Origin of the sequence: uncultured Shewanella sp. (assembly GCF_947497935.1) — a bacterium.
Classification (GTDB): Bacteria; Pseudomonadota; Gammaproteobacteria; order Enterobacterales; family Shewanellaceae; genus Shewanella.
Window position 1 is genome coordinate 53,486 of record NZ_CANMIO010000002.1, and the last position, 15,561, is coordinate 69,046.

Below are 15,561 nucleotides of genomic sequence, written 5' to 3' on the forward strand. Positions count from 1 at the left end.
GAATTAGCGACTCAAGCCAGAAATTGTGTGCTTTTTAGACCACCGAAACCGCAACAAGTATTTTACTTTTCATTTCGTTGTTTAGCCTAAATCTCGTTGTTACCATCCGCGCACTTTCCATTTGAAGTTATTTGTCATGCCAACTTGCGAGCAGCCAACAGCTGAAAAGTTAGACCCTGAACACGTAAACTCTGAACAGTCACACAATGAAAAGTTACCCTCAAAAATGCTAAATCCTATCTTAGTTCAAGGCGCGATGGACGTTGAAGTCGAGACGCTTGTTGCCGCCCTTAGTGATGTAAAACAAAAAACATATGGTGCGTGGACTTTCTGGCAAGGTCTATTAGATGGCTACCCAGTTGTGGTGTCGCGTACCGAGATTGGTTTGGCTAACGCCGCCGCCTCTACCACTTTGGGCATTGCGCACTACCAGCCAAAAGTGATCATCAATCAGGGCACCTCTGGTGGCCACGATCCTAAGCTATTCCGCTCTGACATCGTGATTGGTGCAACCAGCTTTAACATGGGTGCTTACAAGATTGAGTTCGTAGAAAAAGGCCAAGGCATACACCCAACGACTTGGCAGAACTTCGATATGCCAATGTACCTGCGTGAAAACGGCGTTGTGGTTGAGCATAACCACTTTAAAGCCGACCCAAAGCTTGTTGAAATCGCCCTGTCGCAAGCAAGCAGCTACACCCAAGGCAAAGTGGTTGTGGGTAGAATTGGTAGCTGTGACGAATGGAACCGAGAAGTTGACCGTATTAACTGGTTCCACGAAACCATGGGCACTTCAGTTGAAGAGATGGAAACCTCTGCGGCTGCGCAAGTTGCCGAAGCTTACAAACTACCTTTTGTGAGTATTCGCGTACTGTCTAATACCGACCAACATAAGCAAGACTTTGAGCCGCAAACCGCGATTGACTGTCAGGTTTATGTGCTTGATGTCATCAAGGCATTAATTAAGACCTTTTAAAGCCAGTTTTAGCAACAACACCTAAGCGACAAGATGAGTGACGGGAATAACAAGCGTATTCCCGCCCGCTTTCGCTCGCTTTAAAAACGCTAATTTAACGCTTAATTGCTTTAAAGAATGCTTTAAGCATCGTTTTCAATATATGAGGGGAGAACACTAGCCTTCTCCTTTCATCAACTTAGATAGTAATAGACAAAATACATGCAAATTTTAATCAGTATCGTTGGCATCATCACCCTACTCGCAGTGGCTTTTTTGGCGTCTGAAAACCGTAAAGCCATTAACTACCGCACGGTTGGTTTGGCGTTTTTACTGCAGTTAATTATGGGTGCGTTTGTCATCTATTCATCGTTTGGCCAAGCCGTTATTTTTAATATGGCTGAAGCGGTTTCAACCGTGATTGGCTACAGCAACGAAGGCATGTCGTTTATGTTTGGCGGCCTTGTTAGCGATAAGATGTATGAACTGTTTGGCCCAGGTGGCTTCGTTATCGCCTTTAAAGTGCTACCGATTATCGTGTTTTTCTCGGCGATTTCGGCGGCGCTGTACTATCTCGGCATTATGCAATGGGTAGTTCGCATCGTGGGCGGCGCACTGCAGAAAATCCTTAATACCAGCAAAGCAGAATCTATGTCTGCCAGTGCTAACATCTTCTTAGGTGTGACTGAAGCGCCACTGCTAATTAAGCCTTATATTCCTAAGATGAGCCGTGCCGAGCTGTTTGCGGTAATGTGTGGTGGTTTAGCCTCGATTGCAGGCACCATGCTAGCCGGTTATGCCCAGCTTGGCATTAAGATGGAATACCTGTTAGCGGCTTCGTTTATGGCAGCGCCAGGTGGTCTATTGTTTGCTAAGTTATTAATTCCGCAAACCGAGAAAGTAAACGATCAAGACCTAACGGTTGTTGAAGAAAATCCACCAGCTAACATTATTGATGCTGCGACAACCGGCACCATGAACGGTCTATCGTTAGCCATGGCTGTGGGCGCTATGCTATTTGCCTTCGTCAGCTTAGTGGCATTAATGAACGGTATGTTAGGTGGCATTGGTAACTGGTTTGGTTTTGACGGCCTAAGCTTACAGCTGATCCTTGGTTACCTTTTCGCACCTGTTGCATGGTTGATGGGTGTGGCGTGGGATGAAGCGCTATTAGCAGGTTCGTTCATCGGCCAGAAGATTGTGATCAACGAGTTCTTTGCTTATATCAACCTTGCACCATACCTAAGCGGTGATGCCATTGTTGAAGCAACTGGTATGCCGATGTCTGAGCGCACCCAAGTGATTTTATCATTCGCACTGTGTGGCTTTGCTAACTTAGGTACGGTAGCGATTGCGATTGCCGGTATTGGTGGTTTAGTGCCAGAGCGCCGCTCTGAAATTGCATCACTAGGTTTGAAGGCATTATTTGCTGGTATCTTGTCTAACCTAATGGCAGCAACGATTGCAGGCTTGTTTATGAGCTTTGTTTAATCCGCTCATTGCATACGCTAGCTAAAAGATAGGCCCATTTGGCTACTCGCTAAATGGGCCTGTTTGTTTTTATGGAGTTTAACTTTAGCGATTAGCCGACTCAAAGATGGCTAATACTCGACACTAATTGGTTTGCAATGCATCGCTGCGGAACATTGGTGTAATATTATCCCTTGCTTGCTCGGCTGCCATAACAGCATTACCTGAACAGATAGCTTGCACTAACGCCTGATGGCTAGAAGCGCTATCTGATAAGTCATAATCTTGGTGGGTCAGCGCAATATAAACCCGCAACGAATACAAGATCTGCTTGTATTGTTGATCCCTCATGGTTTCAGCACAGGTATTTTGTTGCATGCTTCAGTGCACTTCTTAGCGGCTTGTGAGCAAGGCACGCTAATGGAGTTCTCTCAGAGCAGCAGCCCACTGTTCACTAGCTTAGTGAAAAACCAACTGCAATTCGACAACGGTTATGTAGCCGTTTGCGACAAGCCAGGTTTAGGTATCGAGCTAGACGAAGAGTTGATTGCCAAATACCGTGTGAACTAGTATTGAGTGAATTAGTACCGCGTAAACTAGCACCGTGTTAACTAACTTTCGTGTGAATTAGTCCCACGTAAATGAGTAGCGCTATCTAGTATCGACTAGTTTACCCGCTAAACAACAATGCCAGTAAGTTAAGCTTACTGGCATTTTTTTATGTCTGTTTTTCAAGCTTGTCGCCGGTTTATAGCAATGTATAAATGCAGTGCGCCTTCCCCTAGCCCCACGATCTAAATAGTCTGAAAAAATGAACCATGAGTGCTTTTAAATTAACCACACTCATGGTTCAAAGCACCTTTTCTCAAGGTGTATGCAGGTATTGATTGCAAACAAAACACGTAGACCACACGAGCCAAGATAGACAGTTGTCAACCAAAGACTAAATCCACCCCCCCGCAAACACAAGCTTGATCACAGCAAGACCACAAAGCCAACAAACATCACACCAAAGCCCTAAAAAATGAGTTTATCAGTTAATAAAATAGCTGATCACCGTCACAACGCAGCGCTTTTTTTGAACAACCTCAAAATAACACACAGCAGTACACACATGTTTATTTTGCTGTGACATTCATCACCGAAAAAGTAGACACCTGTCTCTACAATTATCTCAAACTAGGTACTAAGACATAAAAAACCATTTACTTTCGAAATAATAAGTGTGGGATAGATGATGAATATCTTAATTAAAATCTGGGTGTTAATAGGCTTAACGCTAATAACCTCACTGACTGTGCACAGTGTGCAAGCAAAGGAGAGCACTACTCCTTTAGAGCAACAGCTGGTTGATAAATTCACTGAAGCTAAGTATTCCAAGAAAGGTGCTGACACCTGTCTTGTGTGTCACAAGAAGTCTCAATCTGTGATGGCAATTTTTAATACGCCACACGGTGATACTAATAAGGGACCAATGGCTGGTCTGCAGTGTGAAGCTTGCCATGGTCCTCAAGGTAAACACAAAGGTAAAAATGAGCCCATGCTCACTTTCGGCGACGAAATCTCAGTCGAAGGCCGTAACAGCGTTTGTGAGTCTTGCCATACTCAAGAGCACACTCCATTCCACGACCAAGCCTGTAGTGATTGTCACAAGATTCATCAGGCGCAGCTAGCCGTTGAGCAACCTCAAGCTCAGTGCGCAAATTGTCATATGCAGCAAGAGTCTGCTCAGTTTAAGCGTTCGACTCACTTAGAGCACCTAGAGTGTAGCGATTGCCACAACCCTCATGAAGAAATGCCGCTAGCAGTAAATGACACCTGTTATAGCTGCCATGCAGAAAAACGTGGGCCAACTTTATGGGAACACTCTCCTGTAGTTGAAGACTGCACCACCTGTCATGACCCTCATGGCTCTGTTAACGACAATCTACTCAATAGTCGTGCGCCTCAACTATGCCAGAGCTGCCATAACCAAGCTGGTCACCCTGGTGATGTACACAACAGCTTAGACGGTTTTACTCAAGGTCAATCGTGCATGAATTGCCACAACAAAATTCATGGCTCTAACCACCCTTCTGGCCACTTGTTTGAGAAATAGGAGTCACCAATGACCGCAAAACTTACTTTAGTGGCGCTAGCTGTTCTCTCAGCCAACGCCAGTGCAGCTAACTTTTCTGTGCCGCAACACATTGAAAAAAACTACGCCTGTCAGCGTTGTGCCGCTCCGGAGCAACACAACACTGTTGGCGTGATGACTGAGCAAAGCACTCACTTAGATAATCAATATGGTGTCAGTGCCGATATCCAAAGCCAGCACTACAGCGTTGATGCTAAAAACGCAGGTGCCGACAATGGTTATCTAAAAGCTACTGCTAAATACGGCGATGTCGCTCTGGAGCTAGCTTATGTTGACCGCTGGAACCTCGATGATAACGATATTGGCGCCGAGCGTAAGCAGTTATCGGCTGCTGCTAAGTACCAAACTCAGTTGGTGACCGCTTTTGTAAAGGCAAGCTCGGAAGACAAACAAGGTCAGCGCATTAGCTCTGTCGTTGACCCTAAGCCTACTAACTACTTAGAGGCCATCGACCATACAACTCAAGTGATGAATGCGGGTGTGCAACTGCACGGTGATTTCTGGAACCTAGGCGTTGCCGCCTTTAATTCAGACTTTACTGACAATAATGGTATCGATGCTGATAACCGTGCTCAACAAGCTAGCGTAAAAGGCGGCCTTAACTTCGGCACTACTCGCCTAAGCATGAGCGCTGCCTCTGGCAAGATGGTTCAAGATGATGCGATTGAGCAAGAAAACTCATTAGTACCTATCTTAAACTTCGACGGTGAAGTGGAAACCCTCGACTATAACGCTCGCATCAGCTCTCGCTTTGCAGGCATTAAGCTAGCAGGTTTCTACAGCTACAGTGACCGCGATAATGTCAGCGGCTCTTATCAATTCTTCGACGCTATTAACACACCAATCGATACCAGCAAGACTCGCTACGGCGTCGATGCTAGCTACCGTTTAGGCAGTGCTAAATTTAGCGCCGGTTTCGAGCAAAATGACCGTACTCGCTCAGACAGTGACCGTGAAGAGACCCAAGAGAATGAGCTATTTGCTCGTATTGACTACCGCGTAGGCGCGCTTAACTCTCACGTTAAACTCAGCAGCGGTGAACGCACCGGCTCTGATTATCGTATTGGCGACGACATCTTTGAGAAGTACTACCTTGCCGATAGAGACCGCCTCAGCACTGAGCTTGGTCTGGGCTATAGCCACAACAACTATGGCGCTAACCTCAAAGTGACCTTAGCCAGTGATGACTACTCCAATAGCTCTGCATTGAAGGAATCTGATGAAGTGCTTGTCAACCTAGACGGCTTCTATCGCTTCAATGACCAGTTAGTACTCAATGCCTACGCGGGTACTCAAACCATCGACAGTCTAGAACTGCATAACACTAAGATTGCGGATGAGTTTAGCTACTTTGGTTTTGGTCTAAAGCAGTACCAAATCAATGAAGACATCTCTGTCGGCAGCTCCTACACCTTCTCATTTTCAGGCAGTGACACCTCGGTAGATACCACCGAAATGGGTGACTACTACCAGTATCAACACCTTGCTGAAATCCATATGGATTACCGCATCAATACGCGTTTCTCGACTCGTTTAGCTTACACCTACGAACGCCACTACGACACGAATTACGCCAACCAACCGATTGAAGCCATCAACTCTATTGCTGACCTCAATCAAAATTACACCGACCACAAGATCGGTGCATTTTTCACAATAAAGCTTTGAGGTAATCATTATGGAACGTCGTACGTTTCTTAAATTCACCGCAGCTGCAACTGCGGTAGCCACTGTTACCGGCTGTGACAGCAGCAGTGCTAGCGATCCTCTGCTGCCCCCTAATGATCCCGTGCTGCCTCCCGCTGGAGAAGGTACAACATGGGGAACATGCGCCAGCAACTGCTGGCAAGCATGTCCTTTAAAGGTGCACAGTAAAGATGGCGTGATCACACGCATCGAAACCGAAGGCAAAAGAACTGATGATTGGAGCAGCTTCGATCATGAGATCCGTCCTTGTCCGCGCGGACGCTCTATGCGTCAGAAAGTCTACAACCATGATCGCCTCAAGTATCCAATGAAACGTGTAGGACGCCGTGGCTCTGATGAGTTCGTTCGCATCAGCTGGGAAGAGGCCGTAACCAGTGTTGCCGAGGCGCTACAAAAGACTTACGCACAATATGGTAAAAATGCCATCTTCATGCCGCTTGGTGGTGGCTCTCACGACCTAAACACAGGCGTAACCCAATCGAGTGTACGTCTGCTGAATATGGCGGGTGGATGCCTGTTCTTCCATAACGATTACTCGGCATCACAGTATCGTGAAGGGTCTGCAGGCATGTATGGCTACCTTGCCTCTAACGCTGGCGATACCGTTGGCTTTTGGAATACTGGCTCTAGCTTGCGCAGCCTAGAAAGCAGCGATCTGATGGTCTGTTTTGGCTATAACCCTATGGAGGCTCGCCTTGGCGGCGCAGGCTCTGGTTATGAGTATCTAAATGTTAAGCAGAAAAACAACTTCAAGACCTACTATATCGATCCAAGATTCACCGATACAGCAGTAACAGCGACTGACGAGTGGGTACCTATCCGCCCCGGTACTGATGCAGCATTGTGTGAGGCAATCGCAAACGTACTAATAGAAGATGGATACGCTGATATCCCCTTCCTTGAGACGTACACCTATGGCCACGATAAGTACGTGGAATACATCACTGGTATCACCGATGGCATTGCTAAAACGCCCGAACGCGCCGAAGCCATCTGTGGTATTCCGGCAGAGAAGATCCGTGAAATAGCACAGGCGATTGGTACGGCTGCAGCACCATTTGTCACCCAAGGTTTTGGTCCTCAACGCCAGGGTAACGGCGAGAATAATGCGCGCGCAGTGATGATGTTGCCACTGCTGGTCGGTAAGATCTCCGGCGCAGGCATGAACCACGGCGGTACGCCAGGCAATGGTGGCTTGTCTCATTACGCCATGATGCCAGCAGATACGCTGAAAGATCTGATGAACATGAAAATCATGGACGTGACGATTCCTGCGGCATCGCACCTCGATGCCATCGAGTTTGGTACTCAGATGAAGCCAAGCACCCATGACGTTCGCTACTCAGATCCTGAACTTATGGCAGCCGATAAGCCACTAGATACTAACGTGCGCTTCTTGTGGTTAGCATCTTCTAATATGCTGGCAAACCAGAACGGCGATATTAACCGAGCCGACCGTCTGCTTAACGACGAAAGCTTAGTCGATTACGTGGTTGTGGTTGAACAGCATATGACTGCATCGGCTAAGTACGCCGATATCATCCTGCCAGAAGTCAGCTGGCTTGAGATGTACGATGTCATCCAAAGCTACAACAAGATGGATTGTGGCTCTTTAATGTATGCATACGGCATCACACCTTCAATCGAGCCGATGTTTGAATGCAAACCGGCCTACGATATCTGTCATATGATCGCCGATAAACTCGGTATAGGCAGTAAGTTCACCAATGGTGGTATGACCTATTTAGATCAAGTACGCAAAGTTTACTCGGAATTTAAGAAGAGTAACCCTTGGATCCAAGGCGACACCTTTGAGGAGTTTGTCAGTTTCGGCCCACAGCGCCAACAAGCGCCTGAACACCCAAACGTGGGGAAAATTCGTGACTTCATCAGCGACCCGGCGACCAACCCACTAGGTACACCCAGCGGCAAGATCGAGATCTACTCGCAATATTTTGAGAGTAAACAATCCCAAGCCGAAGGCAGCGACGAGATCAATCCACTCCCCGTGTACTTTGCCTGTGATGAGTCATACGAAGATGCAACCGCTTCTGAGTATCCACTGCAGTGCATTAACTATCACGGTAAACACAGTGCCCACAGTATTCATGCCAGTACCCCATGGCTCAATGAGGTTCTAGAGCATCACCTATGGCTAAACCCCGTAGACGCAGGCTCCATTGGCGTTCTCAACGGTCAAAAGGTCATCGTTGAGAGCCGCAGAGGCAAGCTTGAAATCACCGTCCGTGTAACGCCACGAATTGTTCCCGGCGTAGTCGCTATGCCGCAAGGCCAGTGGCGCCGAATGAAGGGTGATATCGATGTGGGTGGCTGCGCAAATACCTTAACCGATAGTAAGCCGAGCCCGGTTGCTAAGTCATTCCGATCTAATACTAACCGAGTCAAAGTCTACTCGGCATAGGAGCAAAACATGCAATTAGGATTCTATGTTGATACAGCAATCTGCTCAGGCTGCAAGGCCTGTATGGTGTCCTGTAAAGATAAGAATGACCTGAATGTAGGACGTAACTTTCGCCGTGTATATGAATATGCAGGCGGAAGCTGCACCGACAATGGTAATGGCGTATTCAGCCAATCTGTCTTTGCCTACTACACATCAATCTCGTGTAACCACTGTGATACCCCAGCTTGCACCAAAGCGTGCCCGACGGGTGCTATGCATAAGCGTATCGAAGACGGCTTAGTCTTAGTGCATGACGACATCTGTATCGGCTGTTCATCTTGCGCTCAGGCCTGCCCCTATGACGCGCCGCAACTTGATGAGGCTCGAGGCAAAATGACCAAGTGTGACGGCTGTATCGACCGCCTTAATGCAGGTAAACAGCCGATGTGTGTTGATAGCTGCATTCATCGTGCATTGGACTTTGGTCCCATCGATGAGCTGCGCGCCAAATACGGTGAAACGGCTGAAATTGCCCCGCTACCGGCAGCAAGCATTACCAAACCCAATCTAATTCTTAGAGTACATCCAGACGGCCAACCTGTAGGTTCAGGTGCCGGTTCTGTAGTAAATCCAAACGAGGTATAACATGAATACTAAACTTTCTCTTGTCGCTATCCTGCTTGCAGGTGCTATGGTTACCGGCTGCTCTGATGACGACTCAGAAACGATATATGTCTGCGAAAACGGTTCAGAAGTAACAAGCCCTGATGAATGCCCAATAACAGAGCCGGATGATCCAACAGACCCTACAGATCCCGTTGCCCCTCCAGTTGTAGATGGTCCTTTTGTGCATGCCGGTCGTACTATTGTCGATGGTGCATTTTACAGTGCCACCAGCCCTAGTAATGAGTACGATCCTCTGCGAGATTGGGAAAATACCATGCCTGCAGGATACAAAGAGATGCGTAACGCTTCTTACCCCTGGGGCACTACCGTCTATGACAGCGCTGAAAATGGTGAAGAGTTATGGATGGGTACCATCTCTAACGGTTGGTGTGTCTGGCCATACCAAAATATCGGCATGCCTATTCAGTTGACCACGTTTGAGAGTGAGACTACTGGTTGCTCTGTACCGGGAACCACTGGCACACCATCACAGATCTTCATCTACAACTTCCGCACTGGCGAAAAAGAAGTTATTCATGAAAGCATGCTGACATCTGGCGGCCCTGAGTTCACCGAAGCATTCAAGCCTATCAACAACACTTATGGCTTCCGTGCAGCAGGTACTGTTGGTGATCTAGTATTCGTTGCCGGACATTGGAAGACGACTGAAAATCAAGGACGTCTACGCCTATTCGTATTCAACGCTAAGGAGCGCTCATTCATCGGCTACCGCGATATTGTTGGTGACACGACTCGTCGCTTCCGCACCTTAGAGCACCAAGATGGTACGACAGGCTTCTACACTCTTGTTGGTGCAGAAACAGGGATGACCCAAGCGGGGGATGGTCCAACTCAACTACTGCGCTGGGTAGGTACACAAGATGATCCGTTTGCTGGTGGTAATATCGAAGGCACAGATCCACTGACCAGCACTGGCTGGAGTAAAGTCTCGACTCAACTTGATAACGAAGAAACTGCCGATGGTGTCCAGTACGGTATGGTTGGTGACTGGCGCCAATTCACTCATACTGATGGTACTGAGCGTCTGATCATGTCAGCTTCTGCGCATCCTTTTGTCTACCAAGAAGGTAAACGTAACGATAAGTACAAAGAGTCTGTCATTCTCATATCTGATCCGATCCCTACTGCTGGTTACAGTGTTGATAACCAGCTTACGTTCCGCGAAGTATTTGGTATGGATCAATATGATCCAGACACCAAAGGTCGCTGGGGTGCCAAGTGGGGCACGAGTGCGATAAACGATGGCTACATGTACTTTGGTACTTACCATCAAGGCACTGATGCGGCTTATAAGCACTTTGCTAAGGCCGATCCTGAGCTATTTACTGAGTTAACAGGTCTTGACCCACATGATTACTCAGTCATTGATGCGAATAAAGAGATCAATCACAAAGAGTTTATGATCAACGAATGGCGCGCGACTTCGATCTTCCGTATTGACCTTAACAATATCGATGCGGTTAGCGATGGTGACACTTCTAAGGTAGAGCTGCTATACGGCTACGAGACCATGCAAGTTAACGATGGTAACGGCTGGAAAGCGACACCAAACTTACTCGGCAAGAAGCCTACTCATGGCGAGGCTGGCATGGGCAACCCGGGTAACGTTTACTCTTGGACCTCAATTGCCAAAGACGGCAAGCTATTCTGGGGCTTCTTCGATGCATTCTCTGGTCTACATGATCTGCTATTCAATGCCTATGCTGGTGAGTACATGTTATTCGACGGCATCGTATTCCAGAACGGTGAGTGGAAGAATCAAATGGCTAACAACCCAGCCATGTGGATGTACGATTACACAAAAACTGAGATGGAAGCGAACGGTCTAACTGATGAATTTATTCCAGGTGGCGATCTAGCGATTATCGAAGCTGACGGTAAAGCACGTAAGCTAACCACTAACGGTTTCGGTAACCAGTGCTCTAATGGTGTCCGTAACGTCGTCGATATCGACGATAAGCTGTACTTTGGTACATCAACTTGGTGTAACGTGGGCCCAACTTCTGGTCTTGAGTTCTACCAGTACGAGCCTAGCTTAGATAAGTAGATATATCTTCAAGGCGGCCACTTGGCCGCCTTTTATACTGGAGTAAATATGAATAACGCATTAGCTGAAATAACCCCAATCTTAGCCGCCAATATGTATCATGACCCTAGCGATAAGATACTGGAGATGTATCAAGAAAATAACTTCAACCTGTGCTATCCATTACTGTCTGAAAGTAAAACCCGCAGCGAAGGTGTTGCACTTATAAGCAACTACATGAAGCAATATAGCAGTGAGCAGTTACCTGAACTACGACTCGATTTTAATCAGCTTTTTATCGGTCCTGGTAAGATGAAAGTGCCACTATGGGGCTCGTATTACCTTAGTGAAGATAACTTATTATGTGGGCCCAGCACGCAAAAGCTACAAGATCGCATCGACGCTTTAGGTATAACGATCAATACCATTGATGGTGATAACCAACCTATCGACCACTTATCACTGGTGCTGCAACTTGTGGAATATACCATTAAACAAAACAAGACTTTTGAGTTGCAAGCCGTCGTTGCTGAGCACTTAGCACCATGGGCATATCGAGTGGCAGAGCTAACGATTAAGCACGCTAAAACTAACTTCTACTTAGGCTGGGGATTATTACTTAAAGATTACCTAGATGTATTAGTTGAGTCTAATGGCGTCATAGTGCAAGAGCGTACGCTATGGGGCTAATCGGCTCGATAAAACTACAATATAAAATCGCCAAGGTCGCCAGTAGGATAGAGGACTACATAAGCGCTTCTCTTGAAATTCATCCCAGGATTTTTGCTCAAGTATCAATAGGAACTGTGAGTAATTACATCGCCTCTTCAGCACGAGATTATATCGAAGAGGCCTACAACAGTGCCGATATCGAGACAGAACCTTTTATTCATGTCTGTATGGGCAGCGCGATATGCACGTTAACGAGTGAAAGAAATGATGTGCAAAATATCGTGGTTTATGTTGTTAAGCAGGCTAAAGCAAACTGTCCCTTACTGCAGCCACTGATTGAATCTGTTCCCGAAAATAAAAGTACCAGCATGATATGACAACACAGGGCCCAACTAGAGCGGCTCTGTGTAATTGAAGCAAAACAAACCGCCCTGTCAGAGCAAGCTCTAACAGGCAATCATGCCCTCTTTTTTATGCCGCCCAATGCCGATCAAGACTTTTTCATAATCAACATTTGCGTGCTCTTCGCACCAACTTAATGCCTCTGTCGACTTCAACAGGTTCTCAAATACCTTTCTTAAAGGGTAATGAATGTGCTTGCCTACCGTCATCACACTTTGAGGGATCACAATACAACCTCTTTGATAAGGAAAGGTTAATGCCATCACCTCTTCTAACAGCTCTTGAGTAACGCCCATTTCCCCTTGCTTAAAGGGAGTCAACCAAAACTCGAGGGTTATCTGTCTTATCTCAGAAACGATCTGCTCAAGTCGAGCTTTTTGCGTATCGCTCGCATACATAAAAATCCCGGGATTGGCACTTAACAATAAAGTGCCAGACCGATTTAATGTTTCCATCGAACTTGCAACAGGTGCTAGTAAGCTCAGCAAAATCTTCTCTCGATGATTTAGCGTGGTATCAGCTTGAATGTTTAATAACATCTGCTTAGTAATACCCGCATCATGAACAAACAGACTCACCAGCACATCTTCTTTGCCTGAAAAATACTTGTACAGTGTGGCTCGAGACACTTCTGCTCGTTTAGTTATATCGGTGAACTTAAACGATACCATGCCCTGCTCTAGAATCAGCTCTCTTGCAATATCGAGTAGTTTTACCTCTCTAGCCTGTCTTATCATCAACTGTATTACCCTTAGTTTTCAATCTTACTAATCTATCAAAACATACTCTGTCTAACTGTTTAGTGGATGCAAATAGTGATCAGGATCTTCTATATCAACAAATACCCGCTCAATAGTTACCCAAGATACGGAAGCGAAAGCTACGGCGGAGTGACTTATCAAACTAAAAACAACAGGCATATAACTTCGGACCTGTGTTCTCAACTGGCGATAACCCCTCTATGTTGAAAGTGGCTCGATTACAGATAACACAAAACCGCCTATTGAGGCGGTTTGCTATTGATGAATTAACCGATCAGCATGCGACTTGCAGCTTATTGGTGTCATTCAAGCCTGCATATATTTTACCTACTGCAAACTCGGCAATGAGAATGGTAAACACAACGGCAAAGAAAGCGACGATGCCATTGAACGGTCCGCTAAATGAGACCTTTTCGCCAAACATCACATTTATCGCTTCAAGGATCATAAACTTGCTGCCCACCAAGATAATGTAGGTGCTAATGCCTCTATATACTTTTGCAGCCCTGCCCGGTTTAGCCTTAAAAAAGGCGGCCACCTTATGCTCAGTTTTAATCGACAACTTAAGTAGCGTCAGCAAAAGTAATGCTGCAATAAGTGAAATGCTAAAGGACTCGATGGAAACCCAGTGCCAAAACTCATTAAAGAAATTGAGTACAGTTAAATAAACCAATACGGCTAGGCTATAACCTACAAATCGTTGCTGAGTCATACTTCCTCCACTCTCTTTGCTCGTTGAATTCATTAGGTTAAACCGACTTAGGCAGTAACGCTTTTTCGATGTTAAACGCTTCAATGATCTTATTTGCTGAAATATCAATATCCTCTACTGAAGTGTGATAATTCAGCACTGAGAACAACATGGTCTTAAGGCCTTTGTAGCCTGATGTTGAAGGATAAAGGTATCCCTCTTGCTGCAGCCTATGTACCACGCGCGCGGTTAGCTCGTTGCGATATTCCACATCACCTGTGCCAAATTGCGCTGAGAATCGATTCGACACCACATCATTAAGAATGGTAATGCCGTCCACTTCCCGCAAAATATCAGCCATGCGCTTGGCTAATGCGCAGCAGTTATCTAAATGGTCAACAATGCCTTGCTTACCCAGCGACTTGAACGCGGCATAGACAGGCAGACCACGGGCGCGCCTCGATGCGGCAATGCCGAAGTTAATTGCGTTACGATCCGGCTTCTCCATGGCATCATTTAGGTAATCCCCCATATTGCCGCCGCCCATTGCGGAGGTGATTTTAGCTGGGTCTTTCACTATCACCATGCCGCAGTCATAAGGCATGTTGAACCACTTATGGCCGTCGGTATCGATGGAGTCTGCTCGCTCAATGCCTTTCAACAGGTGCTTTTGCTTATCACTCGCTGCCGCCCACAGACCGATTGCACCATCCACATGTAGCCAAGCGTTACCATGCGCTGCCACCGCATCAGCAATCTCATCAAAAGGATCGAACGCCCCCGAATCGATACAACCCGCTTGGGCACATACCAGCGTTGGGCCACTTATATCGGCTAACACCCGCGCAAGCTCCTCTGGAATAAGGCGAAGATTATCGTCCGTCGGCACCTTTACTATGGTTTCAATCCCCAAACCTATCATCGAAAGCGCGCGTTTGATGGTTGAGTGAATTTGGTCACTGACGACCACATTCACCTGCGGCGCACCATATAGACCTTTAGTGGCCACATCCCAGCCTGCATTTTCTAGCAGCGAATTACGCGCGGTGATGAGTGAGGTATAAATCGCTTCTTGAGCGCCTGAGGTAAAACCCACCGCAGAGCCCTTGGTTAATCCCAACAGTTCCACCATCCATTCTGCCGCCGTTTCTTCGGCTACCGCCATTGCAGGGCTAGATACGTAGTAGGGCACATTTTGATCCCAGGCGCTAACTAACCAGTCTGCAGCTAATGCCGCAGGAAAAGTCCCACCGATGGCATAACCAAAAAATCTCGGTCCACCTGATGCAACAAGACCTGCATCGAGCGCATATGCCATTTCATCGATAACCTGCTCTGGCGCTGTGGCTTGCTGTGGCATTTCACCCGCAATTAAACCTCGTAGCTGCTGCGACGTGATCTCTTGAGCGACAGGGCGTTCATCTAGCGACTCAAGATACGAAACTGCGTGATCTAAAGAACGCTCTAGTGAACCGCGGTAATCTTTAAAATGATGTGACATATTTAATACTCTTCAAGTAGGAATGTCCGTCTAATATACCAGCGACATCTTTCAAAAATGGCCATTTGGTGACAGGTAAAACAAAAGGCCAGCGCTTACGACAAGCTGCCATATCGCAGATAGCAAAACGGCGCCTAGTTATATCAAC

Annotated in this window: 14 protein-coding genes; 10 read left to right on the forward strand and 4 right to left on the reverse strand. The window is 46.7% G+C overall.

The window, feature by feature from the left end:
* Nucleotides 1-136 precede the first annotated feature (136 nt).
* A complete protein-coding gene (locus tag Q1A86_RS02410; protein ID WP_299802549.1) occupies nt 137-976 on the forward strand; it encodes a 5'-methylthioadenosine/S-adenosylhomocysteine nucleosidase in 840 nt (279 codons plus the stop codon).
* A gap of 201 nt (nt 977-1,177) precedes the next feature.
* Entirely contained in the window at nt 1,178-2,446 is a 1,269-nt protein-coding gene (locus tag Q1A86_RS02415; protein WP_299802554.1) for a NupC/NupG family nucleoside CNT transporter, read from the forward strand.
* A gap of 123 nt (nt 2,447-2,569) precedes the next feature.
* On the opposite strand, the gene Q1A86_RS02420 is transcribed toward Q1A86_RS02415, so the two are convergent.
* Complete coding sequence (locus Q1A86_RS02420) at nt 2,570-2,803, reverse strand: hypothetical protein (RefSeq protein ID WP_299802557.1); 234 nt, start codon at nt 2,801-2,803, stop codon at nt 2,570-2,572.
* A gap of 6 nt (nt 2,804-2,809) precedes the next feature.
* Here Q1A86_RS02420 and Q1A86_RS02425 point away from each other — a divergent pair, with 6 nt between their 5' ends.
* The 8 genes from Q1A86_RS02425 to Q1A86_RS02460 all read left to right on the forward strand — a co-directional run bounded on the left by Q1A86_RS02425 (nt 2,810) and on the right by Q1A86_RS02460 (nt 12,435).
* Entirely contained in the window at nt 2,810-2,995 is a 186-nt protein-coding gene (locus tag Q1A86_RS02425) for an enolase C-terminal domain-like protein (protein WP_299803124.1), read from the forward strand.
* Between the two features lie 664 nt (nt 2,996-3,659).
* Complete coding sequence (locus tag Q1A86_RS02430; RefSeq protein WP_299802563.1) at nt 3,660-4,523, forward strand: DmsE family decaheme c-type cytochrome; 864 nt, start codon at nt 3,660-3,662, stop codon at nt 4,521-4,523.
* A 9-nt stretch (nt 4,524-4,532) separates the two neighbouring features.
* Nucleotides 4,533-6,230: an MtrB/PioB family outer membrane beta-barrel protein gene (locus tag Q1A86_RS02435; RefSeq protein ID WP_299802570.1), complete on the forward strand. Its 1,698-nt coding sequence runs from the start codon at nt 4,533-4,535 to the stop codon at nt 6,228-6,230.
* Nucleotides 6,231-6,240: 10 nt separating this feature from the next.
* Nucleotides 6,241-8,691: a molybdopterin-dependent oxidoreductase gene (locus tag Q1A86_RS02440; RefSeq protein WP_299802576.1), complete on the forward strand. Its 2,451-nt coding sequence runs from the start codon at nt 6,241-6,243 to the stop codon at nt 8,689-8,691.
* Nucleotides 8,692-8,700: 9 nt separating this feature from the next.
* On the forward strand, nt 8,701-9,318 hold the full coding sequence (locus Q1A86_RS02445; protein WP_299802583.1) for a DMSO/selenate family reductase complex B subunit: 618 nt from the start codon (nt 8,701-8,703) through the stop codon (nt 9,316-9,318).
* A 1-nt stretch (nt 9,319) separates the two neighbouring features.
* The gene (locus Q1A86_RS02450) at nt 9,320-11,407 is read left to right on the forward strand and encodes a hypothetical protein (protein WP_299802588.1); all 2,088 of its coding nucleotides are present in this window, start codon (nt 9,320-9,322) and stop codon (nt 11,405-11,407) included.
* A gap of 48 nt (nt 11,408-11,455) precedes the next feature.
* Nucleotides 11,456-12,076, forward strand: coding sequence for a molecular chaperone TorD family protein (locus Q1A86_RS02455; protein WP_299802591.1), 621 nt, complete (start codon nt 11,456-11,458; stop codon nt 12,074-12,076).
* 116 nt (nt 12,077-12,192) lie between these two features.
* Nucleotides 12,193-12,435 carry a hypothetical protein gene (locus tag Q1A86_RS02460; protein ID WP_299802598.1) on the forward strand — a complete coding sequence of 81 codons (243 nt, stop codon included), beginning with the start codon at nt 12,193-12,195 and terminating at the stop codon, nt 12,433-12,435.
* 69 nt (nt 12,436-12,504) lie between these two features.
* Here Q1A86_RS02460 and Q1A86_RS02465 read toward each other — a convergent pair whose 3' ends face one another.
* From Q1A86_RS02465 to Q1A86_RS02475, 3 genes are all read right to left on the reverse strand, one after another.
* On the reverse strand, nt 12,505-13,197 hold the full coding sequence (locus tag Q1A86_RS02465; protein WP_299803126.1) for a TetR/AcrR family transcriptional regulator: 693 nt from the start codon (nt 13,195-13,197) through the stop codon (nt 12,505-12,507).
* A 298-nt stretch (nt 13,198-13,495) separates the two neighbouring features.
* On the reverse strand, nt 13,496-13,933 hold the full coding sequence (locus Q1A86_RS02470; RefSeq protein ID WP_299802602.1) for a hypothetical protein: 438 nt from the start codon (nt 13,931-13,933) through the stop codon (nt 13,496-13,498).
* Between the two features lie 37 nt (nt 13,934-13,970).
* Nucleotides 13,971-15,413, reverse strand: coding sequence for a pyridoxal-dependent decarboxylase (locus tag Q1A86_RS02475; protein WP_299802606.1), 1,443 nt, complete (start codon nt 15,411-15,413; stop codon nt 13,971-13,973).
* Between the last annotated feature and the right edge of the window lie 148 nt (nt 15,414-15,561).